Origin of the sequence: Stenotrophomonas sp. 2694 (assembly GCF_040548715.1) — a bacterium.
In the GTDB taxonomy this organism is placed as follows: Bacteria; Pseudomonadota; Gammaproteobacteria; order Xanthomonadales; family Xanthomonadaceae; genus Stenotrophomonas; species Stenotrophomonas indicatrix.
The window spans coordinates 298,921-322,215 of the sequence record NZ_JBEPSG010000004.1 but is presented as its reverse complement, the minus strand read 5'-3'; the positions used below and the strand labels follow the sequence as shown (position 1 = coordinate 322,215).

The 23,295-nt window shown below is 67.2% G+C and carries 22 protein-coding genes; 6 read left to right on the top strand and 16 right to left on the bottom strand.

Features of this window, described 5'->3' with window-relative positions; genetic code table 11:
• Nucleotides 1-202 precede the first annotated feature (202 nt).
• The 11 genes from ABIA73_RS07990 to ABIA73_RS07940 all read right to left on the bottom strand — a co-directional run bounded on the left by ABIA73_RS07990 (nt 203) and on the right by ABIA73_RS07940 (nt 11,583).
• On the bottom strand, nt 203-1,474 hold the full coding sequence (locus ABIA73_RS07990) for a glutamate-5-semialdehyde dehydrogenase (RefSeq protein WP_354275617.1): 1,272 nt from the start codon (nt 1,472-1,474) through the stop codon (nt 203-205).
• The gene (gene proB / locus ABIA73_RS07985; protein WP_025876437.1) at nt 1,471-2,628 is read right to left on the bottom strand and encodes a glutamate 5-kinase; all 1,158 of its coding nucleotides are present in this window, start codon (nt 2,626-2,628) and stop codon (nt 1,471-1,473) included. The genes ABIA73_RS07990 and proB overlap by 4 nt, the downstream gene beginning before the upstream one ends.
• A 10-nt stretch (nt 2,629-2,638) precedes the next feature.
• Entirely contained in the window at nt 2,639-2,902 is a 264-nt protein-coding gene (locus ABIA73_RS07980; protein ID WP_025876435.1) for a YciI family protein, read from the bottom strand.
• Nucleotides 2,902-4,197: an argininosuccinate lyase gene (gene argH / locus ABIA73_RS07975; RefSeq protein WP_033831569.1), complete on the bottom strand. Its 1,296-nt coding sequence runs from the start codon at nt 4,195-4,197 to the stop codon at nt 2,902-2,904. The genes ABIA73_RS07980 and argH overlap by 1 nt, the downstream gene beginning before the upstream one ends.
• A gap of 19 nt (nt 4,198-4,216) precedes the next feature.
• The gene (argC, locus tag ABIA73_RS07970) at nt 4,217-5,173 is read right to left on the bottom strand and encodes an N-acetyl-gamma-glutamyl-phosphate reductase (protein ID WP_033831570.1); all 957 of its coding nucleotides are present in this window, start codon (nt 5,171-5,173) and stop codon (nt 4,217-4,219) included.
• A gap of 10 nt (nt 5,174-5,183) precedes the next feature.
• Entirely contained in the window at nt 5,184-5,783 is a 600-nt protein-coding gene (locus tag ABIA73_RS07965) for a GNAT family N-acetyltransferase (protein ID WP_025876429.1), read from the bottom strand.
• 5 nt (nt 5,784-5,788) lie between these two features.
• Nucleotides 5,789-7,117, bottom strand: a complete 1,329-nt coding sequence (locus ABIA73_RS07960; RefSeq protein ID WP_025876427.1) for an acetylglutamate kinase — start codon at nt 7,115-7,117, stop codon at nt 5,789-5,791.
• 74 nt (nt 7,118-7,191) lie between these two features.
• Nucleotides 7,192-8,280, bottom strand: coding sequence for an acetylornithine deacetylase (locus ABIA73_RS07955; RefSeq protein ID WP_025876425.1), 1,089 nt, complete (start codon nt 8,278-8,280; stop codon nt 7,192-7,194).
• A gap of 133 nt (nt 8,281-8,413) precedes the next feature.
• Nucleotides 8,414-9,607: an argininosuccinate synthase gene (locus ABIA73_RS07950; RefSeq protein ID WP_025876423.1), complete on the bottom strand. Its 1,194-nt coding sequence runs from the start codon at nt 9,605-9,607 to the stop codon at nt 8,414-8,416.
• Between the two features lie 72 nt (nt 9,608-9,679).
• Nucleotides 9,680-10,690 carry an N-acetylornithine carbamoyltransferase gene (locus ABIA73_RS07945; RefSeq protein ID WP_025876421.1) on the bottom strand — a complete coding sequence of 337 codons (1,011 nt, stop codon included), beginning with the start codon at nt 10,688-10,690 and terminating at the stop codon, nt 9,680-9,682.
• Nucleotides 10,691-11,019: 329 nt separating this feature from the next.
• Nucleotides 11,020-11,583 (bottom strand): glycine zipper 2TM domain-containing protein, encoded by a 564-nt coding sequence (locus tag ABIA73_RS07940; RefSeq protein ID WP_025876420.1) that lies wholly within the window; start codon nt 11,581-11,583, stop codon nt 11,020-11,022.
• A gap of 187 nt (nt 11,584-11,770) precedes the next feature.
• Between ABIA73_RS07940 and cysS the strand changes: the two genes are divergently transcribed.
• The 3 genes from cysS to ABIA73_RS07925 are packed head-to-tail and all read left to right on the top strand — an operon-like array spanning nt 11,771 to nt 14,899.
• Nucleotides 11,771-13,147, top strand: coding sequence for a cysteine--tRNA ligase (gene cysS, locus ABIA73_RS07935; RefSeq protein WP_025876418.1), 1,377 nt, complete (start codon nt 11,771-11,773; stop codon nt 13,145-13,147).
• Between the two features lie 55 nt (nt 13,148-13,202).
• Nucleotides 13,203-13,655 (top strand): SufE family protein, encoded by a 453-nt coding sequence (locus ABIA73_RS07930; protein ID WP_025876416.1) that lies wholly within the window; start codon nt 13,203-13,205, stop codon nt 13,653-13,655.
• Nucleotides 13,652-14,899: an MFS transporter gene (locus ABIA73_RS07925; protein ID WP_025876414.1), complete on the top strand. Its 1,248-nt coding sequence runs from the start codon at nt 13,652-13,654 to the stop codon at nt 14,897-14,899. Before ABIA73_RS07930 ends, ABIA73_RS07925 begins: the two co-directional genes overlap by 4 nt.
• A 624-nt stretch (nt 14,900-15,523) precedes the next feature.
• Here the strand turns inward: ABIA73_RS07925 and dksA are convergent.
• Nucleotides 15,524-16,744 carry an RNA polymerase-binding protein DksA gene (dksA, locus tag ABIA73_RS07920; protein WP_025876412.1) on the bottom strand — a complete coding sequence of 407 codons (1,221 nt, stop codon included), beginning with the start codon at nt 16,742-16,744 and terminating at the stop codon, nt 15,524-15,526.
• Nucleotides 16,745-17,017: 273 nt separating this feature from the next.
• Between dksA and yidD the strand changes: the two genes are divergently transcribed.
• The 3 genes from yidD to ABIA73_RS07905 are packed head-to-tail and all read left to right on the top strand — an operon-like array spanning nt 17,018 to nt 19,468.
• A complete protein-coding gene (gene yidD / locus ABIA73_RS07915) occupies nt 17,018-17,272 on the top strand; it encodes a membrane protein insertion efficiency factor YidD (protein ID WP_025876410.1) in 255 nt (84 codons plus the stop codon).
• 1 nt (nt 17,273) lies between these two features.
• Nucleotides 17,274-18,620: a dihydroorotase gene (locus ABIA73_RS07910; protein ID WP_032978714.1), complete on the top strand. Its 1,347-nt coding sequence runs from the start codon at nt 17,274-17,276 to the stop codon at nt 18,618-18,620.
• A complete protein-coding gene (locus ABIA73_RS07905) occupies nt 18,620-19,468 on the top strand; it encodes a M23 family metallopeptidase (protein ID WP_032978712.1) in 849 nt (282 codons plus the stop codon). The genes ABIA73_RS07910 and ABIA73_RS07905 overlap by 1 nt, the downstream gene beginning before the upstream one ends.
• An 89-nt stretch (nt 19,469-19,557) precedes the next feature.
• On the opposite strand, the gene ABIA73_RS07900 is transcribed toward ABIA73_RS07905, so the two are convergent.
• The 4 genes from ABIA73_RS07900 to ABIA73_RS07885 are packed head-to-tail and all read right to left on the bottom strand — an operon-like array spanning nt 19,558 to nt 23,052.
• On the bottom strand, nt 19,558-20,262 hold the full coding sequence (locus ABIA73_RS07900; protein ID WP_025876404.1) for an isoprenoid biosynthesis enzyme family protein: 705 nt from the start codon (nt 20,260-20,262) through the stop codon (nt 19,558-19,560).
• An 11-nt stretch (nt 20,263-20,273) separates the two neighbouring features.
• Nucleotides 20,274-20,969: a phosphoglycolate phosphatase gene (locus ABIA73_RS07895; protein WP_025876402.1), complete on the bottom strand. Its 696-nt coding sequence runs from the start codon at nt 20,967-20,969 to the stop codon at nt 20,274-20,276.
• Nucleotides 20,966-21,682 carry a bifunctional 2-polyprenyl-6-hydroxyphenol methylase/3-demethylubiquinol 3-O-methyltransferase UbiG gene (gene ubiG / locus ABIA73_RS07890; RefSeq protein ID WP_354275616.1) on the bottom strand — a complete coding sequence of 239 codons (717 nt, stop codon included), beginning with the start codon at nt 21,680-21,682 and terminating at the stop codon, nt 20,966-20,968. Before ubiG ends, ABIA73_RS07895 begins: the two co-directional genes overlap by 4 nt.
• Before the next feature lie 26 nt (nt 21,683-21,708).
• Nucleotides 21,709-23,052 carry a TRZ/ATZ family hydrolase gene (locus ABIA73_RS07885; RefSeq protein ID WP_354275615.1) on the bottom strand — a complete coding sequence of 448 codons (1,344 nt, stop codon included), beginning with the start codon at nt 23,050-23,052 and terminating at the stop codon, nt 21,709-21,711.
• Between the last annotated feature and the right edge of the window lie 243 nt (nt 23,053-23,295).

The window sequence follows — 23,295 nt, the reverse complement described above, 5'->3', positions numbered from 1 at the left end:
GTGGGTCCGGTTGCGGGGGTGTGAGCGCCATGGATGGCGCGACCGAGCTTACATGGACGTACTTGCAGCGTCCCCCGCAACCGGACCCACCCCGCCATCCCGCAGGAACCCCGCTGTTGCCGTTGCATTTGCGGTTGCTTCGGCTGTTGCTTCGGCTGTTGCCGTGGCCTCTGCGGGTGCCGGGCGCAGCCCGGCTGTGACCCTACCTTCGGACCTGGCCTTCGCCGCGCACCACGAACCGTTCGACTGTCAGCGCTTCCAGCCCCATCGGGCCATAGGCGTGCAGGCGCGTGGTGGAGATGCCGATCTCGCTGCCGAGGCCAAGCTGGCCACCATCGGAAAAACGCGAAGACGCGTTGACCATCACCACCGCCGAGCGCAATGCGCTGACGAAACGCTCGGCACTGGCTACGTCTTCAGTGGCGATCACTTCGGTGTGGTCGGAGGTATAGGTACGGATGTGCGCGATCGCTGCATCAAGATCGTCGACCACGCGGACCGCCAGTACCAGATCAAGGAATTCGGCGGCATAGTCGTCTTCGCTGGCCGCGGTGCTCCCCGGCAGCAATGGCTGCGCGCGCTCGTCTGCGCGCAGCTGCACGCCACGTTCGGCCAGCGCCTGTGCAGCACGCGGCAGGAACACTGCGGCAATGTCCCGGTGCACCAGCAGGGTTTCCAGTGAATTGCACGCGGACGGGCGACTGCACTTGCCGTCCACCAGCAGATCGACTGCTTTGTCGAGATCGGCACTGGCATCGACGAACTGGTGGCAGACGCCCTTGTAGTGCTTGATCACCGGGACCCGTGCGTGCTCGGCGACGAAGCGGATCAGGCCTTCGCCACCGCGCGGGATGGCCAGGTCGATCAGCTCGTGCAGCTGCAGCAGTTCCAGCATTGCTTCGCGACGCAGGTCGGTCAGCACCGTCACAGCGGCAGGGGGCACGCCGTTGGCCTTCAATGCCCCCGCCAACGCCTGGGCGATGGCGGTATTGGAATGGATCGCCTCCGAGCCGCCACGCAGGATCACGCCGTTGCCCGCCTTCAGGCACAGCGCGGCGGCTTCGGCGGTCACGTTCGGGCGAGCTTCGTAGATCATCGCGATCACTCCCAGCGGCACGCGCACTTTCTGTACGCGGATGCCGTTCGGACGCACGTCGTCGCGGGTCACCTGCCCGACCGGGTCCGGCAGGCCGGCCACCTCGCGCACGGCGTCGGCCATCGCCAGCAGGCGCGCGGGGTCAAGTGCCAGGCGGTCGAGCATCGCGCTGCCCACGCCTTTGTCGCGGGCGGCGGCCAGGTCGCGTGCATTGCCTGCAAGAATCTGTCCGGCATTGACCTCCAGCGCCTGCGCCATCGCCTGCAGCAGTGCCCTGCGCGCATCGCTGTCCAGGCCGGCAACCACCTGGGCCGCGTCGCGGCAGGCACGGGCCTGCGATTCGATCTCACTCATCGGCATATCCTGCAGTAGGTTCATGGCAGCACCAGATCGTCGCGATGGACGACGGTACCGCCGTAGTTGTAGCCGAGCACGGTCTGGATGTCGCGGGTGTGGCGGCCGGCAATGCGGCGCACGTCATCGGCGGCGTACTGGCTCACTCCACGGGCCACGCACACCCGGCCGGCGTCGGTGTTCCAGCATACCTGCACCATGTCACCGCGCCGGAACGCGCCGTCGGCACCGGTGATGCCACCGGGCAACAGCGATGCCCCCTTCTCGCGCATCGCCTGGGCGGCGCCGGCATCGATCAGGATCGCGCCTTCGGCGAGCGGAGCGTGGCGCAGCCAGTGCTTGCGGGCCGCCTCACGGCTGCGTGCTGCATGGATACGGGTGCCGAACAGGCGATCCTGCGCCAGCGCGCGCACCACCTCGCCACTGCGGCCGTTGAACAGGTAGGTTTCGATGCCAACACGGCCGGCCTTGGCTGCGGCCTCCAGCTTGGTGCGCATGCCGCCGGTACCGGCGACCGAACCGGCGCCGCCAGCCATCGCCAGCACGGCATCGTTCAACTCGGCCACTTCATGCAGTGGCCGGGCATCGGCATGCGTGCGCGGATCGGCACTGTAGAGACCGTCGATGTCGGTGGCGATGAACAGCGCATCGGCATCGACCAGCGCTGCCACCGTCGCGGCCAGGTTGTCGTTATCACCGAGCTTGAGCTCATCCACCGAAACGGTGTCGTTCTCGTTGACCACCGGCAGCGCGCCCAGCCGCAGCAGCTCGTTGAGGGTTGCCCGCGCATTGAGATAGCGGCGGCGGTTGCGCAGATCGTCATGGGTCAGCAGCACCTGCGCCACCGGGCGCTCGAAGAAGCGCTGCCACAGACCGATCAGCTGCGCCTGGCCCAGGGCCGCCAACGCCTGCCGCGCCGCCATCGCAGCACCGGGTTCATCGGCCCGGGGCAGGATCGCGCGGCCGGCAGCGACCGCGCCGGAGGAAACGATGACGACCTCGCGCCCGGCCAGCACGTTGGCCGAAACGAACTGGGCCAGGCCCAGCGCGTGGCGCGGCGACAGGCCACCACCGTCGGCGGCCAGCAGGCTGCTGCCAACCTTGAGCACGGCGCGCCGCCACGACGGCAGCGCTTGTTCGGGGAACGGCGATGCAACGTGGGCGGCGTGGACAGTCATCAGGGGCGCCTCAGCGGGTATTCCATTCATGGACGCTCAGCGCCGATGCCTGCATCGTCACCAGCGGATCGGTGGCGACGATGGCCTGCGCCTGCGCGAGGCTGTCGAGGTTGCACAGGACATAGGCGCCACCGCTGCCGTCGGCAAAGCCGCCGGTCAGCTGCAGCCGGCCCTCGGCCTGCAACGCATCGAGGAAGTCGCGGTGCGGCTGCACCACGGCGTCGGTGAAGCCCGGCAGGCGCATCGCCAGCACCAGGTAGACGGTGCCGGCCATCAGGACAGCGCCTGCCAGCGCGCGCGCAGTTCATCCAGGCGCAGGTCCGACGCCGAACCCGGCGATACGCGCGCCGCCAGGCTGCCTTCCGGCGTGCGCCCCTGCCCGGCACTGTCGGCACCGGCAGCAGCAGCCTTGTAGGCCTCGCGGAACGGTACGCCCGCTACCGCAGCTTCCACCGCGACATCGGTGGCATACATCCCCGAATCGATCGCTGCACGCAGCTTGTCATCGCGCCATTCCAGGTTGGCCAGCAGCGCCGGCAGCAGTTCAAGCGCGGCCAGGCCGCGCCCGAAGCCGTGGAAGATGGCGCCCTTGGACGACTGCAGGTCGCGGTGGTAGCCCGACGGCAGCGACAGCAGCTGCTCGATTTCGGTGCGTGCAGCGGCGACGCTGGCATGGGTCGCCCGCATCAGCTCGATCACGTCCGGATTGCGCTTGTTGGGCATGATCGAACTGCCGGTGGTGTACTGCGCCGGCAACGCGACGAAACCGAATTCGGCGCTGGTGAACAGCGACAGGTCCCAGGCAATGCGGCGCAGGTCCAGGGTCGCGCCGCCCAGCGCTTCCAGCGCAGCCAGTTCGAACTTGCCACGCGACAGCTGCGCGTAGATCGGCGAAATCTGCATGCGCGCAAAGCCGAGCGCGGCGGTGGTGTGCTCGCGATCCAGCGGCAGGTTCACGCCGTAACCGGCGGCGGTGCCAAGCGGATTGGCATCGACCAGTGCATGGGTATCGCGGGCACGCACGGCGTTGTCGATGAAGGCTTCGGCCCAACCGGCCCACCACATGCCGGCCGAGGACACCACGGCACGCTGGATGTGCGTGTAACCGGGAATCGGCAGATGCTGCTCGGCCTGCGCACGGTCAAGTGCCACCTTTGCCACTTCGGCGCTGACCTGCGCCACGCGCTGCAGCTTTTCCTTCAACCACAACCGGGTGGCGACCAGGATCTGGTCGTTGCGGCTGCGGCCGGTGTGGATCTTGCGGCCGGCATCACCCAGGCGTTCGGTCAACCGTGCCTCGATCGCCGAATGGCCATCCTCATACTGCGTATCCAGTACGAAGCGGCCTTCGCGGAAGTCCTGCGCCAGCACCTCAAGTTCACGCAGCAACCCGGCCAGTTCGTCGGCGCTGAGGATGCCGATGTGCTGCAGGCCCTGCGCATGCGCGGCGCTGGCAGCAATGTCATGCAGGAAGAACTCGCGATCGAGGATCACGTCGTCGCCGGCGAGGAAGGTCTGGATCTGGGCATCGACAGCGACGCCTGGCTTCTGCCAAAGAAGGTCTGCCATGGGGAGCTCCTGTACGGTTTCAGTGCGGGATCGACGTCAGTTCGTCGATGCCCAGCGCAAGATTGAGGTTCTGCATGGCCTGGGTGGCCGCGCCCTTGAGCAGGTTGTCCAGGGTCGCCACCACCACCACCCGCTTGCCGCCCGGGGCCAGGGTGAAGCCACCGACCTGGGCACCGTGGCGGCCAGCGATGCGGCTCACCCACGGCGCCTCGTCCACGACCTCGATGAGTGCTTCACCGGCGTAGGCGTGCTGGAAGCGCTCGACGATCTGCTCGCGGGTCTGCACGCGGTTCAACCACAGGTTGGCGGTGAGGGTGATGCCACGGAAATGCGGCGCGACGTGCGGCATGAATTCGACCGCCACGCCCAGCTGCACGGAAACCTCGCGCTCATGCACGTGGTTGGTCAGCGCGTACGGCATCAGGTTGTCGGCCAGCAGTTCAACGTTGTTCTTGTCCGACGGCGAGGTGCCCGCACCCGAGTAGCCGGACACGCCGAAGCACTGCGGCGGACCAGCCAGCAGATCCAGCAGCGGATGGATCGCCAGCTGCATCGCGGTGGCATAGCAGCCGGGGTTGCTGATGTGCTTCTGTCCGCGGTAACGGCTGCGGGTAAGCTCGGGCAGGCCGTAGTACCAGGTGTTGTCGAAACGGTAGTCGGCCGACAGGTCGACGATCACCGTGTCCGGCTTCGCCGTTTCCAGCGCCGCCACGAACGGCGCGGCCAGGCCGTTGGGCAGGGCCAGGATCACCGCGTCCACGCCCTTGGCGGCAACGGCGTCGGCGTCGAGATTCTCGAACTGCAGTTCGCCCTGCCATTGCGGGTAGTGGTCGGACACGCGCTGCCCGGCCAGTTCGCGCGAGGACACGAAGCCCAGCTGCAGGTTCGGATGCGCTGCCACCAGGCGGATCAGCTCGGCGCCGGTATGGCCGCGGGCGCCGACGATGCCGACGGTGAACGAGGAGGAAGTGCTCATGCGTGCGTGCTCATGCGTGCGAATCGAGGCGGTGCTGCAGGTGGCGTTTCACGCCCTGCCATTCCGCATCGATGATGGAGAAGATGACGGTGTCGCGCGGCGTGCCGTCGGGATGCCGGCGGTGATTGCGCAGCACGCCATCCTGCTTGGCGCCCAGGCGTGCGATCGCGGTGCGCGAGGTGAAGTTGAACCAGCTGGTTTCAAACACCACGCTCAGGCATTCCAGCCGCTCGAAGGCATGGCTGAGCAGCATCAGCTTGGTTTCGGAGTTGACCCCGGTGCGCTGCACCGATTCGCCATACCAGGTGTAGCCGATGCTCAGCCGCGGTACGTCCGGTTGCAGATCGTAGTAACGGGTGGTGCCGACGATCTGGTCGTTGGCATCGAACACCACGAATGGCAGCACCTTGCCTTCGGCCTGTGCCTGCAGCGCGGCCTGCACATAGCCGGTCATGGCCTTCGCATCGGGCACCTGGGTGTACCAGAGCCTGGACAGCGCGCCTTCGCCCAACGCGCCGCGCAGGCCGTCGATGTGGCTCATCTGCAGCGGTTCCAGCCGCGCATGCGTGCCGGTCAACGTGGGTACCCGGGTCCAGTCTGCGTGGTTCATCGCGCTCAGCCCTCCAGGCTCGGCGCACGCACCGCGCAGTGGTCGACATAGGTCCTGATCCGGTCGATGCCATCGGCACCGTACCAGAACACCTTCCAATGACCCTGCTTGTAGCAGCCATCGGACTCGGCGTAGTAGAAGTGGTTGATCGGGTTGCCGTTGCGCGAGCGCCAGAACAGCTGCGGGGTTTCCTCGCGCATCACGTTCCAGACCGCGCGGCCAAGCCCTTCGCCCTGCGCATCATCGAGCACGGCGAACTTGTCCAGGTACACGCCCTCGGCCTCATCGGTGAGGATCACCGCCGTGCGGTAGTTCTCGCTGACGTACGCGCGCAGCAGCGTGGTCCTCTCGAAATAGTCCGGCACCAGGGTGCGGCCGAAACTGGATTCGATCAGGCCCTTCAGGCGCGGCAGGTCCAGCTCGCTCCAGGCGGTTGCACGCAGCACCTTCTCGCCCTTGCGCACCAGCGTTCCCGAGCCCTTGTGGGTGAACAGTTCCTTGGCCAGGTCGGCCGGCCGGGTGATCGACACCGACGATTCCAGCGGCAACCGGTCCAGCAGGGACTTGATCTGTTCGATCTTCACCTTCATGCCACCGTGGATCCACGGTTGCGCGATCAGGTGGTCGTACTCGGTGGACAGGTTGATCGAATCGATCACGCTGCCCTGCTCGTCCAGCAGGCCGCCGGTACCGGTCAGGAAGATGATCTTGTACGGCTGCAGCTCCTGCACCAGTTCGTTGGCGGCGAAGTCGGCATTGACGTTGAGGATCTGCCCACCGGCGGTCTCGCCCAGGCTGGTGATGACCGGGATCGAGCCGGCACGCAGGCTGGCCTCGATCGGCGCCAGGTTGACCTTCTTCACCTCGCCGACCAGGCCGTAGGTGTCCAGGCCCAGGTACTCCGCCTCGAACACGCCGCCGGTGATGGAGGTGGCGCGCGCACCGTTCTGCTGCAGCGCTTCGACCAGGCGCAGGTTGGATTGCTGGAACACCCGGCGCACGATCGCCAGCGCTTCCGGCGAGGTCACCCGCAGGCCGTTGACCGTCTGCTTTTCAATGCCGGCGGCCGACAGTTCCGCATCCAGCTGCGGGCCGGCGCCATGCAGCACGATCGGGGTCAGGCCGACTTCCTGCAGGAACGACAGCGAGGAGGTCAGCGCGTCGAGATCGTCGCGCAGCACCGCGCCGCCGACCTTGACCACGGCGAAGCGCTTGGCGTCCAGCTGCGAAAAGCGCTTGAGGTACTGGCTGATCTCCTTCGCGCTGGCCATGCTCGAAAGCAGGCGCACGATGGTCTGGCGGGTCTGGCGGTGGGGCTGGAGGGCAGGAGACATTTCGGTTTCGTCACAGGCGGCGGTCGCCGCGTTGCAGTTCCGCCGCGCAGAAGCGCAGCGGCGTTGTGGGTCGATCAGGCGCCGGCGGCGATGATCCGGTGTACGGCATCGGTGTAGCGCTGCAGCTGCTCCAGCGTCACGAACTCATCGGCGGTGTGGGCCTGGGCGATGTCGCCCGGACCGAACACCATCGTGGTGTAGCCACCGGCCGAGAACAGCGACGCCTCGGTCCAGAAGTCCACCGCGTTGCCGATCGGCAGGTCCAGCGCGTCGGCCACGTCGCGCGCCAGCAGGCGGCGGTGCTCGGCTTCGGCGATATCCCCTGCCGGCAGGCTGGGGCCACGGAAGGTTTCGGTGAACAGCGCCGCTTCCGGTTCGGCGAAGCCGGCAAAGGTCGCCAGCAGCGCATCGATATCCATCGACGGCAGCGGCCGGAAACCAAAACGCACTTCCGCCGCCGGTGCGATCATGTTGGCCTTGATGCCACCTTCCACGCGCCCGATGTTGAAGCGCAGGCCGGTCAATCCACCGAAGCGTGCCGAGGCCAGCGATTGGACATGGTCCAGCGCGCGGTTGCCCCAGCGCATCGCCTGGTGCAGCGCACTGGCGGCTGCATCCTGCTTGCCCGACGCATGGCCGGCACGGCCGGCGAACTGCATCAGTACCGAGCTGATGCCACGATGCGCGAGCACCGCCTCGCTCATGGTCGGTTCGGCCACCAGCACCGCTTCGTACGCAATGCCCCGGGCCAGGAACGCCGCGATGCAGCGCGGATCGTTGGCTTCTTCATCGCTGGAGAACAGGAAGGCCGCGTCGCCATCACTGGCATTGGCGGCCGCCACCAGCGCCGCAGCCGCGCCCTTGATGTCACACACGCCAAGGCCGACCACGCGGTCGTCCAGGCGGCGCATCACGTGCGGGTCGGCACTCCAGTGCGGCGAGTCCGGCACGGTGTCCAGATGCACGTTGAACAGGTACTTCGGCGTGCCGCGCACGGCATACAGGCTGACCGCGCCGGCGCCATGGTCGATCACCTCCACATTGAACCCGGGCAGGTTGTCGCGCAGGTAATCGAAGATGCCACCGGTGGTGATCGCACGCGGCGGGTTGCGGGTGTCGAAGGACACCAGTGCCTGCAGGTGATCGAGCGTCTGTTCAAGCATGAATCAACAGTTCCTGTGGAATTCCGCCGGGCATGGCCCGGCGCTACCGGAACGCGTCTGGTGGAGAGCCCCCTTCTTGTTGAAGGGGGCGCGCCAACGGCGCGGGGTTGAGGTGGAAAGCGTGGTCAACCGCTCAGCGGTTGACCTGCGCGTAGAGGGTGGAGCTCATGCCGAACAGCTTGATGAAGCCCTCGGCTTCTTCCACGCCCCAGTCGGCCGACTGCGCATAGGTGGCGCCCTTGGTGTTGAGCAGGTGCGGCGACTTCACCGCAACGGCGTCGACGCGGCCGCCACGGGTTTCCAGCACCACTTCGCCGTTGACCTTGGCCTGCGAAGACTTCAGGAAGGCTTCGATGTCGGTCTTCAGCGGGTCGTGGTAGAAGCCTTCGTACACCAGCTCCACCCACTTGCGGGCCACGTCCGGCTTGAAGCGGTTCTGCTGCTTGGTCAGCACCGCATCTTCCAGCGCGCGGTGCGCGGCCAGCAGCGAGACCAGGCCCGGTGCCTCGAACACGATGCGGCCCTTCAGGCCGATCACGGTGTCGCCGGTGTACACGCCACGGCCGACGCCGTAGGGGGCAAACAGCTTGTTGAGCTGGGCCAGGATCTGCTCGCCCGGCAGTGCCTTGCCGTCGAGCTCGACAGCTTCGCCTTCGACGAACTTCAGGGTGACGGTCAGCGCCTGTTCCGGCCACTCGGCGCGCGGCGCGCACCAGCCACGGGCGCCCTCGCCCGGTGCTTCCCAACGATCGATCTCGCCGCCGGACATGGTCAGGCCCAGCAGGTTCTCGTTGATGGTGTAGGCCTGCTGCTTGGCGCGCACGCCGAAGCCACGCTCTTCCAGGTACTTCTGCTCGTAGGCGCGGGTCTGGGTGTGTTCCTTCTGGATCTCGCGGATCGGCGCGATGATCTGGTAGTCACCCAGGGCCTTCACTGCCAGGTCGAAGCGCACCTGGTCGTTGCCCATGCCGGTGCAGCCGTGGGCGATGATGTTGGTGCCCAGTTCGGCAGCGCGCTTGAGCGCGGCATCGACGATCAGGTAACGGTCCGACACCAGCAGCGGGTACTGGCCCTGGTAGCCCTCGCCGGCCCACACGAACGGCTTGACGAAGCCGGACCAGATGGCCGGACCGCCATCGACGGTCTGGTGGCTGGTGACACCCAGCTCGGCGGCACGCTTCTCGATGAAATCGCGCTCTTCGTCATCCACGCCGCCGGTATCGGCGAACACGGTATGCACGTTGTAGCCGCGCTCCTGCAGGTACGGCACGCAGAAGCTGGTATCAAGGCCGCCGGAGAAGGCGAGAACGACGTCTTTGTTGCTCATGGGGGGGTATGTCCTGGTAGCGCCGGGCCATGCCCGGCGGATTGTCTGGAATGCGTGAACGACGTACGGAAATCAGCGGCCGGCAACAGCAGCCATGATCGCCTTCTGCACATGCAGGCGATTCTCGGCTTCGTTGATGGCGATGCACTGCGGCGAATCCATCACGCCGTCGGTCGCCTTGACGTTGCGACGCAGCGGCAGGCAGTGGCTGAACACGCCGTTGTTGGTCAGGGCCATCTTCCGCTCGTCGACGATGAAGTGCTTGAACTGGTCGCGGATCGGCTTCTCCGGCTCCCAGTTGCCGAAGAACGGCAGCGCGCCCCAGCTCTTGGCGTAGACCACGTCGGCACCGGCATAGGCACTGTCGATGTCATGGCTGATCTTCAGCGAACCACCGCTCTCGGCCACGTTCTGCTCGGCCCAGCCCATGTAGCGCTCGTCGAGGATGTAGTCGGCGGTCGGGCACAGCAGCGTCACGTCCATGCCCATGCGGGTGGCGATGGTCAGCGCCGAGTTGGCCACTGCGGTGTTCAGCGGCTTGGGGTGGTAGGTCCAGGTCAGCACGTACTTCTTGCCGCGCAGGTCCTGGGTACCGAAATGCTCCTGCAGGGCCATCACGTGCGCCAGTTCCTGGCACGGATGGGTGATGGTCTCCATGTTGATCACCGGCACCGGCGAGTATCTGGCGAAACTCTCGAGCACGACGTCCTGGCGGTCGTAGGCCCAGTCGACGAACTTCGGGAACGCGCGCACGGCAATGATGTCGCAGTAGCGGCCGAGCACCTTGGCTACTTCAGCGATGTGCTCTTCGGTATCGCCGTCCATCACCGTGCCGAGGTTGAACTCGATCGGCCATGCATCCTTGCCCGGCTGCAGCACCACTGCGTGGGCACCGAGCTGGAACGCGCCCAGCTCGAAACTGGTGCGGGTGCGCATGGACGGATTGAAGAACACCAGCGCGATCGACTTGCCCTTGAGCTGGTCGCCGAGCTTGTTGCGCTTGAACAGCGCAGCCTGGGTCAGCAGCGCGTCAAGTTCGCTGCGGCTCCAGTCCTGGGTGTTCAGGAAGTGCTTGGGGGACATCATCATTCCTTGCATGAGCGGCGCCGAGGGTCGACGCGGTGGAAGGTGGAAGGGAAAACCGGAAACCAGGGTGGTACGAAAAGGTTGCAGATGAAGCTTTCAGAACGCGGAAACGAAAAAACCCAGCCGGCGGGCTGGGTTTTTTTCGGACGAACAGCAGAAAGCTCCGGATTACCCAGCGAGAATGTGGGGTTCCGGTCGACGGGCACGCGACGTCATGCCAGTGGCCTGGCGGGCGGCGCTGCTGTCGTGCTGGAAGTCGGTGAGCTTCATTGGTCGGCAATCTTTACATGCGGCCGGGGCCGGCGCAAGAGGCCGGCGTCGCAGAATCAGGGGGTGCCGGCGGCAGCCTGCTCCGGGCCCACCCAAGGGGTGATCGAAACCCGGATCTTCAGCCGGTTGCCCGGGTCTTCCGGCAGCCGTGAACGGTACTTGGTGCCCTTGTAGACATAGTCCACGTCATAGGCAATGGGGCGGCGGAACTCGCGTCCGACGGGCACGATACGACAGTCCCGGGTCAGCATCGGGCCCGTGTTGGCCGGCGCCGGGGCGGGGGCTTCGGCCGGCAGTTCCTCCAGCACCTCCTCGTCGCTGCGCTTGAACATCGAGCGAACCGAATCCCAGAGGCGGCCGATGCGGCCCTTGTCCTCCACCGGCTCCTCGCCGGTGACATTGACCGGGGCCAGGGTACGGGTCGAGACCGGCTCGCAGTGCTCCTCGGTGCGGGTGGCACGCAGGGTCTGGAACACCGGCTCCACGTTGAGCACCTGGGCGTAGTCGAACTTCACGTTCTCCACGATCACCACCCGGTTGCGCGGCTCGGCCTCCTGGGCCAGGACCACGGCGGGCAGCGCCGACAGGCAGGCCAGGGTCAGCAACGCGGTGGTTTTCATTGGCGGAGGGAGCAGGGACACGGCAATAGTGTAGGCAGTGGTGACCGCAAGGGGCTGAACATTACCCGTCCGCGCCGTTCCTGCCCACCCCACCCCGGCCGCCGGTGACGTCCACCGGTGGCAACGGTCCCCCCAAAGGGCCCCGACACGTTCTAAAATCACAGGCTTGTCCCCCAGTCACAGACCCATGACCCTGCGCCTGCACAACAACCTGACTCGCCAGCTCGAACCGTTCACTCCGCTCGATCCGGCCTGTCCGACCCTGTATGTGTGCGGCCCGACGGTCTACAACTACGTGCACATCGGCAACGCCCGTGGGCCGGTGGTGTTCGGGGTGCTGGCCGACCTGCTGCGGCGGCGCTTCGGTGCCCTGCGCTACGCCCGCAACATCACCGACGTGGACGACAAGATCAACACCGCCGCGCGCGAGCAGGGCGTGCCGATCAGCACCATCACCGACCGTTTCGCTGCTGCCTACCGTGAAGACATGGCCGCGCTGGGCGTGGTGCCGCCGGACATCGAGCCGGAAGTGACCGCGCACATGGCGCAGATCATCACCATGATCGAGCAGCTGGTCAGCAGCGGGCATGCCTACGCCGCCGAGGGCCACGTGCTGTTCGCCGTCGGCAGTTTCGAGGGCTACGGCAAGCTGTCGCGCCGCGATCCGGACGAGATGCTGGCCGGCGCCCGGGTCGAGGTCGCTCCCTACAAGCGCGCCCCCGGCGACTTCGTGCTGTGGAAGCCGTCCAGCGACGACCTGCCGGGCTGGGAATCGCCCTGGGGCCGCGGCCGTCCGGGCTGGCACATCGAATGCTCGGCGATGGCCGCCGCGCACCTGGGCGAGACCATCGACATCCATGCCGGCGGCGTCGACCTGCAGTTCCCGCACCACGAAAACGAGATCGCACAGAGCGAGTGCGCGCACGGCGGCAAGGTGTTCGCGCGCTTCTGGCTGCACAACGGCATGCTCAACTTCGGCGGCGCCAAGATGAGCAAGTCGATCGGCAACATCGAGCGCGTCCACGACCTGGTCCGCAGGCATGCCCCCGAGGCGCTGCGCCTGGCCTTGCTGTCGGCCCACTACCGGCAGCCGCTGGACTGGTCCGATGCGCTGATCGAACAGTCCGGCCGCACCCTCGACCGCCTGTACGGCACCCTGCGCGAGCTGGCCGACGTTGCCGCCACCGCGGTGATCCCGGCAGAGATCGAAGCGGCATTGGATGACGATCTCAATACGCCGCAGGCGCTGGCCGAAGTGGCCCGTATCGCCGGTGAAGCGCGCCGCGCCACCGATCCTGGCGAACGCGCACGGTTGAAGAGTGAACTGCTTGGCGCCGGCCTCGCCCTGGGCCTGCTGCAGGCCGATCCGGCGCAATGGTTCGGCAACGCCGCCGGCGACAGCGACGACGATGCGCGTATCCAGGGCTTGATCGACGAACGCGCGGCAGCCAAGCAGGCACGTGACTTCGCTCGTTCCGACGCCATCCGCGACCAGCTGGCCGCCGAAGGCATCGTGCTGGAAGACACCCCGCAGGGCGTGCGCTGGTCGCGCAAGCGCGGCTGACCTGCCCTGCCCCGTGGCCGGTCCGCCGGCCACGCTCCCTACTGTAGAGACTGTTGTGATCGACTCCCCGTTCCCGCTTGAACCCACCGCCGCCGAGGCACAGACGGCCATCGCCGAGGAATTCGGTTTCTTCGGCGACTGGTCCGAGCGCTATCAGTACCTGATCGACCTCGGCCGCAAGCTGCCCGCCTTCCCGGACGCGTGGAAGACCGAAGAGCACCGGCTGCTCGGTTGCCAGTCGATGGTCTGGATCGTGCCGGAAGGCAACGCGCAGTCGCTGCGCTTCCACGCCATCAGCGATTCGGCCATCGTCTCCGGCCTGATCTTCCTGGCGCTGCGCGTGTACTCCGGGCGCACCGCGCAGGAGATCCTGGCCACCGAACCCAGCTATATCCAGGATATCGGCCTGGCCCGCCACCTGTCGCCGACCCGCAGCAACGGCGTGGCGGCGATGCTGGCGTTCATCCGCGAGACCGCGCAGGCCCAGCTGCAGCGCGATCCGTCGTGAGCGAGCCCGCCACGGCCGAAGACACCGCGCTGGGCCTGCTGTCCCGGCCCGGTTTCGCCAGGCTGCTGGCGTATCGCATCTTCGCGATGCTGTCCTACCAGGTGGTCGCGGTCACCGTCGGTTGGCACATCTACGAAGTCACCCGCAATCCGTTCTCGCTGGGCCTGATCGGCCTGGCCGAGGTGCTGCCGTTCTTCTGCGTGGCCCCGTTCGCCGGTTATCTGGTGGATCATCTGCCGCGCCGCAAGCTGGGCATGGTCGCCTGTTCCGGCTTGGTCGCCACCGCGCTGGTGCTGACCAGCGTGGCCAAGGGCTGGCTGCCGGTTGAGGGCGTGTGGCCGATCTATGCGGCGATCGCACTGACCGGCATGGTCCGTGCCTTCCTGTCGCCGATCTACAACGCGTTGTTCGCCCGCGTGCTGGCACGCGAGCACTTCGCCCGTGGCGCCGGCCTTGGCGCCGTGGTGTTCCAGGCTGGCATGATCGCCGGCCCGGCACTGGGTGGCGTACTGGTCGGCTTCGGTGGCAAGGGCCTGTCCTATGCGGTGGCCACGGCCTTCGCGCTGCTGGCGATGGGCTGCCTGGCCACGCTGAAGGTGGAAGAGCCGGTGCATGCCGGCCCAGCCGCCCCGATCTTCAAGAGCATTGCCGAAGGCGCGCGCTTCGTGGTCGGCAACCGGATCATGGTCGGCGCCATGGCGCTGGACATGTTCTCGGTACTGCTGGGCGGTGTGGTGGCGATGCTGCCGGCGTTCCTGCACGAGATCCTGCATCACGGCCCGGAGGGCCTGGGCATCCTGCGCGCGGCGCCGGCACTGGGTTCGGTGTGCGTGGGCCTGTGGCTGGCGCGCCACCCCCTGCACCGTAATGCCGGTCGGGTGCTGCTGTTCGCGGTCGCCGGCTTCGGCCTGTGCGTGATCGGCTTCGGCCTGTCCCAGCACTTCTGGCTGTCGGCGTTGATCCTGCTGTTCTACGGCGCCTTCGACGGCGTGTCGGTGGTGATCCGCTCCACCATCCTGCAGCTGGCCACGCCGGAAGAGATGCGCGGCCGGGTATCGTCGATCAACGGCATCTTCATCAGTTCGTCCAACGAACTGGGCGCGTTCTATGCCGGCACCATGGCCAAGGTGCTGGGGCTGGTACCGGCGGTGGTACTGGGCGGATTCGCGGTGCTGAGCGTGGCCGGGGTCACTGCATGGAAGAACCCGACGCTGCGGAAATTGAATCTGCGCGATCTGCAATAGAGCGGATTTCCGTGCGCACACGCGCCGGTAGCGCCGGGCCATGCCCGGCGGGCGCTTTCCGCGACCGCGGCGGGGTGTCACTTTCTTTGCGCGCGCAAAGAAAGTAACCAAAGAAACGCGCCGCCATCCGCGAGCCGGTGCTGCGCACCGGTGCCCTGCGCTCCTCGGTGAATCAGGGGACGGCACCGAACTCGCTGCGCTCAAACAGCGGCGCCTCTTCGCCCCTGATTCCCCTGCGGTGCTCGGCTCGCTACAAGGCGGACCCAACAGCCGCGAGCATACTCATGGCCGCTCCTGGTAGAGCCAAGCCATGCTTAGCTGCTCTTGCTCTTGCTCTTGCTCTTCCCTACCCGCCGGCTTCGGCCTGAGCCGAGCGTGGGCTCGGCTCTACAGCGGCCGCACTCGGGAACTGTCTGGAGCGGGCGGGTCACCCGGGCCAGGACCGTTCGCGCCATGGATGGCGCGGCCGAGCCCCCAGGGATGGGTTTACGGCGTGTCCTGGCCCGGGTGACCCGCCCGCTCGCTCACGGAACAACCAAGGCGCCGCTCTACGCAGCCAACCATCACCCAACAAAAAACCCGGCCGAAGCCGGGCTTTCTGCATGACATCACAACGAACCGGAATCAGTCGCCCTGCTGCTTCTGCAGGTGCTCCCAACGCTCCTGGGCGTCGATGGTGCGCTCGGCGGTCAAGCGCGCTTCAAGGCGCTCCAGGCCGATCTCTTCACCGGTGTCCACGCAGTACCCGTAATCGCCTGCTTCCAGGCGCTTGAGGGTGCTGTCGATCTTGCCGATCAGCTTGCGGTAACGGTCACGGGTGCGCAGCTCCAGCGAGTTCTCGGTTTCGCGGGTCGCGCGCTCGGCTTCATCGCCGATGTCACGCACTTCCTCACGCAGGTTCTCGATGGTCTGCTTGGACTCTTCCACCAGGTCGGCGCGCCAGTTCTGCAGGCGCTGACGGAAGTACTCCTGCTGCAGCGGGCTCATGTACTCCTCGTCCGAGGCCGGCTTGTAGCCTGCCGGCAGGATCGGGCGGCCAGTGGCCTCGTCGGTCTTGTATTCGACGACCTTGTACTTGCTGCGCGGCGCAGGTGCCGTCGAACGGGCGGCAACGGCCACGGCGACCTTGCCCACGGGGCGGGTCACGGTCTTCGGAGCGGAATCGGATTTCACGGCGGTTTTGGCAGGCGATTTCGAAACGGGCACGGGATTCTTGGATTGCGGGGCGGTCGATGCTGCAGAAGCGGCGGCCGGGGCCGGCTTGGGGGCCGGTTTGGCTGCCGCCACTGCCGCGGTCTTGGCCGGGACAGACTTGGCCGGGGCCGGCTTCGCAGCTGGCTTCGGTGCGGACTTCACTACAGGGGCCGGCGTCGGCTTGGCGGCCGGCGGGGCGACATTCTTGGCAACCTTCTTGGCCGGTGCCGGCTTGGCAGGCGCCACCTTCTTTGCTGCCGGCTTGGCAGCAGGCGCGGCGGCAACCTTCTTCACCACCGCCTTCGGCGCCGGCTTGGCTGCTGCCTTCTTCGGTGCCGGCTTGGCAGCGGCCTTCTTCACCGGCGCAGCCTTGCTGGCAACCTTCTTCACCACCGGCGCCTTCTTGCTGGCAGCGGCAGGTTTGGCCTTGACCGGCGCAGCGGGCTTCTTCGCCACTGCCGGCTTGCCGGATTTCACCGGCGCTTTCTTTGCGGTGGCCTTCCTGGCCGCCGGCTGTGAGGATGCCGCCTTGGTCGCCGGCTTGCTGGCCGGCTTCTTGGCAACGGGCTTGGCCGCCAACTTCTTCACAACAGGCTTGGCGGTTTTCTTGGCGGCCTTGACGGCCTTCTTTGCAGTTTTTTTAGCAGCCACGAAACGCTCTTCCTTGGATTCCCCGGGGCCCGGGAAAGCGGGCCTTTATAGCCTACCCGACCCGCAGCAGCAACCTTGGGGGCCCGCTCCATTCAGTCCAGGAGTCAACGGGTCCAAGGTGCGGTCCGACGAACACGGACCGCCTTGCGCGGTACGGAACCTGTCCGGCACCTGGAGGGGTGCCGCTAGCGGTCGCAGGCCATCTACGACATGCGACCAACGACCCATCCTGCACAAATGCGGCCTTCATGCCAACTGGCTTAAGATGACTGCGTGATCTCGCGCCTGCTCATCGCCGTGCTGCGCTTCTACAAGCGCTTCATCAGCCCCCTGCTGGGGCCTCGCTGCCGTTTCGTGCCGAGCTGCTCTGAATACGCCATGGATGCCATCTCCCGGCACGGCCCGCTGCGCGGCAGCTGGCTGGCGGCGCGACGGCTGGGCCGCTGCCATCCGTTCCATCCCGGCGGCTTCGATCCAGTGCCCGACTCTCCCAACGCCCCCTCTTGCCGTTGCACAGGAAAACACTGACATGTCCTCCACGCTCATCACCAATGCCCGCCTGGTCAACGAAGGCCGCACCTTCGAAGGCGACCTGCGTATCGAGAACGACCGCATCGCGCAGATCGGCAAGGGTTTGACTCCGCGTGATGGCGAACAGGTGGTGGATGCGGCCGGGCGCTGGCTGCTGCCCGGGATGATCGACGACCAGGTGCATTTCCGCGAACCCGGCCTGACCCACAAGGGTGACATCGCCAGCGAATCGGCCGCGGCCGTGGCCGGTGGCCTGACCAGCTTCATGGACATGCCCAACACCAACCCGCCGACCCTGGATTCGACCATCCTGGAAGCCAAGTACGAGCTGGCGCGCGGCCGTGCCTGGGCCAACTACGGTTTCTACCACGGTGCCAGCAACGACAACCTCGACGCCATCCGTGCGCTCGATCCGAAGAAGGCGCCGGGCGTGAAGGTGTTCATGGGCGCGTCCACCGGCAACATGCTGGTCGACAACCCCGAAACCCTGGACGCGATCTTCCGCGAGTGCCCCACCCCGATCATCACGCACTGCGAAGACACGCCGATGATCGATGCCAACCTGAAAGCGTTCCAGGAAAAGTACGGCGACGCACTGACCCCGGAGATGCACCCGGACATCCGTTCGCGTGAGGCCTGCATCAAGTCGACGCGGCTGGCCATGTCGCTGGCGCGCAAGCACGGCACCCGCCTGCACGTGCTGCACATCTCCACCGCCGACGAACTGGCGCTGTTCGAGAAGGGCCCGCTGATCCGCGCTGATGGCAGCCGCAAGCAGATCACCGCCGAGACCTGCGTGCACTTCCTGCACTTCGCCCGCCCGGATTATGCGACCAAGGGCAACCTGATCAAGTGCAATCCGGCGATCAAGGACGTGGCCGATCGCGAGGCGATCACCGCCGCGTTGGCTGACGACGTGCTGGACGTGCTGGCCACCGACCACGCCCCGCATACCTGGGAAGAGAAGCAGAAGCCCTATGCGCAGGCTCCGTCCGGCCTGCCGCTGGTGCAGTACGCGCTGGTTGCCGCACTGGAACGCGTGCACGAAGGCAAGCTGACCCGCGAGCAGGTCGTGCAGAAATTCGCCCATGCCCCGGCCCAGTTGTTCGATGTGGAAGAGCGTGGCTTCCTGCGCGAAGGCTACTTCGCCGACCTGGTGCTGGTGGAAGATGTGCCGTTCACGGTCAAGCGCGAGGACGTGCTGTCCAAGTGCGGCTGGTCGCCGTTCGAGGGCACCACGTTCCGTTCGCGCGTGGCCTCCACCTGGGTCAATGGCCAGCTGGTGTGGGACGGCAGCACGCTGGTGGGCGAGCCCGCCGGCCAGCGCATGACCTACGACCGCTGATGCGTCCGGCACTCATGTTCGCGGCACTGCTGCTGGCAGCGCCCCTGTTCTCCGCACCCGCGGCCCAGGCACAGGACGGCATCGGCGACCTGATCGACAGCCGCGTGGTGTTCCCGGCCAGCGCGTCGCAGGGCGCGCTGGTGATCGGCAAGGTTCCCGCCGGCAGCAGCGTGCGCTATGCAGGCCGCGACCTGCGCGTGAGCAGCTACGGCAGCGTGGTGTTCGGCATCGGTCGCGATGAGAAGGGCCCGCTGCAGGTGCAGATCCGCCGACCGGATGGCAGCAGCGAGACGGCCGCCATCGCCGTGACCCCACGCGACTGGCCGACCGAGCGGGTGAACGGCGTACCGCCGAAGACGGTCAATCCGCCGCCGGCCATCGCCGAGCGCATCAAGCGCGAACAGGCGCAGGTCACCGCTGCGCGTGCGCGCGACGACAACCGCACCGATTTCACCCAGACCTTCATCTGGCCGGTGCAGGGCCGCATCAGCGGCCGCTTCGGCAACGCCCGCGTGTACAACGGCCAGCCCGGTGCCGGCCACTCCGGCATGGACATCGCAGTGCCGACCGGCACCCCGGTGAAGGCACCGGCGGCCGGTGTGGTGACGTTCGCTGGGCCGGACCTGTACCTGACCGGTGGCACGCTGCTGCTCGACCACGGCTTCGGCGTCAGTTCGAATTTCCTGCACCTGTCGCGCATCGACGTGAAGGTCGGTGATCGCGTCGAACAGGGCCAGGTGATCGCCGCCGTCGGCGCCACCGGCCGTGCCACCGGGCCGCACCTGCACTGGGGCATGAACTGGTTCGACACCCGCATCGATCCGCTGCTGGTGCTGGAGCGCAAGTAACGGTAGTGCCGGCCGCTGGCCGGCAACCTCATGGTGTTCAGCGACCTATGCGGATTGCCGGCCAGCGGCCGGCACTACCATGTGATGGCTCAGCCGCGCGCGGCCCACCACACGCGCAGCAACGTGCGCACGGGCGTGGCTTCAATCGGTTTGCCGGCGGCCTGCGCCGCCAGACGTGCACGCGCCAGGCTCGACCACACCCGGCGTGCACGTGGACCGGGCACGCGGGTGCCCCACCCTTTCAGCAACTGCTGCGCCCAACGCTGTGCAGCGTTGCCGGCATCTTCGTCCAGCAGGCTGCGCGGAACCCCGGCCACGCCAGCGTCCTGCAGGCGCTGGGCCAGGGTCTGCAGCAGCACGGCATGGCCAGCCCCCTTGCGCGGCTTGTCGGCAAACACCACGACCTCGACCGCAGCCACCGCGTCGGCATAGTTGCCCAGTGCGCGTTCGGCGCCGGCAGCGTCCAGCGCTACGGTGCGCGCCTCGACCAGATCCGGCAGCGCCTCGGCCAGCTGCACCCACGGTGCCCGCACCGGCTCCAGCACGCGTCCCAGCGGATGCCGCGAACGCTGCGCGGCCCAGCTGCGCAGTTCCTCGCCCCACCACGCCAGCTTGGCGTCCGCCGGCAGCGGGTCGCCAGCGGTGTTGAGCATGTCGTCGAATTCCTGCAGCAGCGCGAACCACGCCAGCGCCACATGGCGCTGCGGTTCGGCCACGAACGGCTCGGCCACCGACCATTCCGGCCAGCGGCTGCGCCACTTGTCGAGGAAACTATCCAGCGCGGTACTGCTCACTACGTTGTTCCTTACGGCTGGGCCGGGGTCGCCGGCCGGTTCGGCCAGAGACTGGCCAGTTGCAGAAGTCCGGCGTTCTCGACCAGCACATCGGCCTGCCAGGCCAACGGGTCATCGCTGTGCAGGCGGTAGCCCCACAGCGCCGCCACCGACGGCATGCCGGCAGCACGCGCGGCGATGATGTCGCGCTCATCGTCGCCGACGTACACGCAGTCTTCCGCTGCGATGCCGATCAGCTGCGCGGCGTGCAGCAGCGGCAACGGATGCGGCTTGCGTTCGGCCAGGGTGTCACCCCCGACCAGCACTGCGCAGCGCTGCTGCCAGCCGTACTGCGGCACGATCAGCCGCGCCAGGTATTCGGGCTTGTTGGTGACGATGCCCCACACGGTGCCGGCTTCGTCCAGCGCACCGAGCATGCCGGCGACGCCGTCGAACAGCACGGCATGCTGGCCGATCGAGGCTTCGTAGCGCTGCAGGAACTCGGGAATCAGTGCATCGCGCTCGGCCGCTTCCAGCTCTGGAAACGCGGCCGACACCATCGCCCGTGAACCCTTGGACACCACTGGCCGCAACTGCGCCGGATCGATCGGTGCGCGACCGCGCTCGGCCAGCATCGCATCAAGGGTGGCGACGAAATCCGGGGCGCTGTCCAGCAGCGTACCGTCCAGGTCGAACAGCACCGCACGCGGGAACACGGCAGCGGTCACGGTGCCTTGACCGCATGGGCCAGGTAGTTGATGTCGGTGCGGCTGCTCAGGCGGGCGCGGTTGCGCCACGGCTCATAGGCCATGCCGCTGACATCGGCCAGCTGCAGGTCGGCCTCGCGCAGCCAACGCGCCAGCTCGGCCGGCTTGATGAATTCCTGGTAGTGGTGGGTGCCCTTGGGCAGCAGCCGTGCCACGTACTCGGCACCGACGATGGCCACGGCGAATGCGGCTACGGTGCGGTTGATGGTGGACAGGAACAGATGGCCACCCGGCTTCAGCAGGCGCTTGCAGGCCTCGATGATCGCGCCCGGATCGGGCACGTGCTCGAGCATTTCCATGCAGGTCACCACATCGAAGCTGCCCGGTTGTTCGGCGGCCAGGTCCTCGGCGGCCTGCACCCGGTAGTCGACGCTGACGCCACTTTCCAGGGCATGCAGGCGCGCAACCTTGACCAGCTCCGGTGCCAGGTCGATGGCGGTCACTTCGGCACCGGCGTGGGCCAGCGCTTCACTCAGCAGCCCGCCACCGCAGCCGATGTCGAGCACGCGCGCACCTCGCAGCGGCGCGCGGTCGGCAACGTACTGCAGGCGCACCGGATTCAGTGCGTGCAGCGGCTTCTGCGGGCCGTCGGCGTCCCACCAGCGGTTGGCCAGCGCGGCGAACTTGTCCAGCTCGGCCTGATCGAAATTGGAAGAAGCGTGGGGGGCAGTCATGACGGTTGTCCTTGCGGCGCCTGCACTCAGGCGCGGATATGACGGATGCGCTCGCGCCACTGGCGCGCGTTGGCGATGATGCCCGGCAGGTCCATGCCGACCAGCTCGCGCTGCACCAGCTTGGGCTTGCCGGCGATCCAGACGTCGCTGACCTGCTGGCGGCCGGTGGCGTACACCAGCTGCGACAGCACGTTGTGCAGCGGCTGGGTCTCCAGCGCGGACAGATCAACACAGACCAGGTCGGCCTGCTTGCCGACCTCGATCGAGCCGATGCGCTCGCCGAAGCCCAAAGCGCGGGCGCCGCCCAGGGTGGAGGCGCGCAACGTGGTCGCCGCGTCCAGCGCGGTGGCATCGTCGGCCACGGCCTTGGCCAGGATCGCCGCCGTGCGGTTCTCGCTGAACATGTCCAGGTCGTTGTTGCTGGCGCAGCCGTCAGTGCCGATGGCCAGGTTCACGCCGGCGCGCTGCAGGGCGCAGGCCGGGCAGAAACCAGAGGCCAGCTTCAGGTTCGACTCCGGGCAGTGCACCACGCTGACGCCGCGCTCGGCGCACAGGTGGATCTCGGCCTCGGTCAGCTGGGTCATGTGCACCGCGATCAGGCGGTCGTTGACCAGGCCGAGGCGATCCAGCCGCGCCAGCGGACGCTGGCCGTGCAGCTTGATCGAATCGGTGATTTCCTGCGCGGTTTCATGGGTATGCAGATGCACCTGCATGTCCAGCTGGTCGGACAGCATCCGCACCCGCTCGAAATTGGCATCGTTGACCGTGTACGGCGCATGCGGCGCGAATGCGGTGCCGATCAGCGGGTCGGTGCGCCACTGGTCATGCAGTTCACCGGCCTTGGCGAAGTACTCGTCGTCGGTCCTGGCCCAGGCGGTGGGGAAATCGATGATGACCGCGCCGACCAGCGCGCGGAAACCGTGCTTCTTGTAGACGGCGGCCTGCACGTCACCGAAGAAATAGTTCTCGTTGGCGCAGGTGGTGCCGCCACGCAGCATCTCGGCGATGGCAAGGGTGGTGCCGTCGGCCACGAATTCGGGACCGATCACCGCCGCTTCCACCGGCCAGATGTGCTGCTGCAGCCAGGTCATCAGCGGCAGGTCGTCGGCGACGCCGCGCAGCAGGGTCATCGGGTTGTGCGTATGCGCGTTGACCAGGCCCGGCATCAGCGCCGCCTCTGGGCGGCTGACAACCTGGGTGGCGCGGAACCGCGCACGCGCTTCGGCGCGCGGCAGGATGGCCACGATCTCGCTGCCACGGATGGCCACGGCATGGTCTTCCAGCACCACCGCATGCGGCTCGATCGGAACGACATAACCGGCTTCGATGAGCAGGTCGCAGGCTTCGGGGAGGTGCGGGCTATCGCTCATGCGGGCTCACTGGCTGGGGGAAGGACCATACGTAGCCTTGGCTCCGACCTGGCGACTGATCACCGGTCAAACGGCTACCGCTGGGCTTCTGGAAGGCAAGCCCCTGAGTCAGGGGCGGCCGCGAAGCGGCGGGGTGTGGATGCTGGTGAGTGGGGGCCCACGATCCGCCATGGCGGATCGTGGGAGCGCCAGCGCGAATGCGATGGCGCGTACCCGGCCAGCGGCCGGCACTACCGTAATCCG

Bases quoted from the DNA above. Each gene is read 5' to 3' on its own strand.
- ABIA73_RS07885 (WP_354275615.1), bottom strand. From the start codon at position 23,052: ATGAGCGATAGCCCGCACCTCCCCGAAGCCTGCGACCTGCTCATCGAA.
- ABIA73_RS07945 (WP_025876421.1), bottom strand. From the start codon at position 10,690: ATGTCCCCCAAGCACTTCCTGAACACCCAGGACTGGAGCCGCAGCGAA.
- proB (WP_025876437.1), bottom strand. From the start codon at position 2,628: ATGACTGTCCACGCCGCCCACGTTGCATCGCCGTTCCCCGAACAAGCG.
- argH (WP_033831569.1), bottom strand. From the start codon at position 4,197: ATGGCAGACCTTCTTTGGCAGAAGCCAGGCGTCGCTGTCGATGCCCAG.
- ABIA73_RS07910 (WP_032978714.1), top strand. From the start codon at position 17,274: ATGTCCTCCACGCTCATCACCAATGCCCGCCTGGTCAACGAAGGCCGC.
- ABIA73_RS07965 (WP_025876429.1), bottom strand. From the start codon at position 5,783: ATGAACCACGCAGACTGGACCCGGGTACCCACGTTGACCGGCACGCAT.
- cysS (WP_025876418.1), top strand. From the start codon at position 11,771: ATGACCCTGCGCCTGCACAACAACCTGACTCGCCAGCTCGAACCGTTC.
- ABIA73_RS07960 (WP_025876427.1), bottom strand. From the start codon at position 7,117: ATGTCTCCTGCCCTCCAGCCCCACCGCCAGACCCGCCAGACCATCGTG.
- ABIA73_RS07955 (WP_025876425.1), bottom strand. From the start codon at position 8,280: ATGCTTGAACAGACGCTCGATCACCTGCAGGCACTGGTGTCCTTCGAC.
- ABIA73_RS07980 (WP_025876435.1), bottom strand. From the start codon at position 2,902: ATGGCCGGCACCGTCTACCTGGTGCTGGCGATGCGCCTGCCGGGCTTC.
- ABIA73_RS07990 (WP_354275617.1), bottom strand. From the start codon at position 1,474: ATGAACCTACTGCAGGATATGCCGATGAGTGAGATCGAATCGCAGGCC.
- argC (WP_033831570.1), bottom strand. From the start codon at position 5,173: ATGAGCACTTCCTCCTCGTTCACCGTCGGCATCGTCGGCGCCCGCGGC.
- ABIA73_RS07940 (WP_025876420.1), bottom strand. From the start codon at position 11,583: ATGAAAACCACCGCGTTGCTGACCCTGGCCTGCCTGTCGGCGCTGCCC.
- ABIA73_RS07905 (WP_032978712.1), top strand. From the start codon at position 18,620: ATGCGTCCGGCACTCATGTTCGCGGCACTGCTGCTGGCAGCGCCCCTG.
- ABIA73_RS07950 (WP_025876423.1), bottom strand. From the start codon at position 9,607: ATGAGCAACAAAGACGTCGTTCTCGCCTTCTCCGGCGGCCTTGATACC.
- ubiG (WP_354275616.1), bottom strand. From the start codon at position 21,682: ATGACTGCCCCCCACGCTTCTTCCAATTTCGATCAGGCCGAGCTGGAC.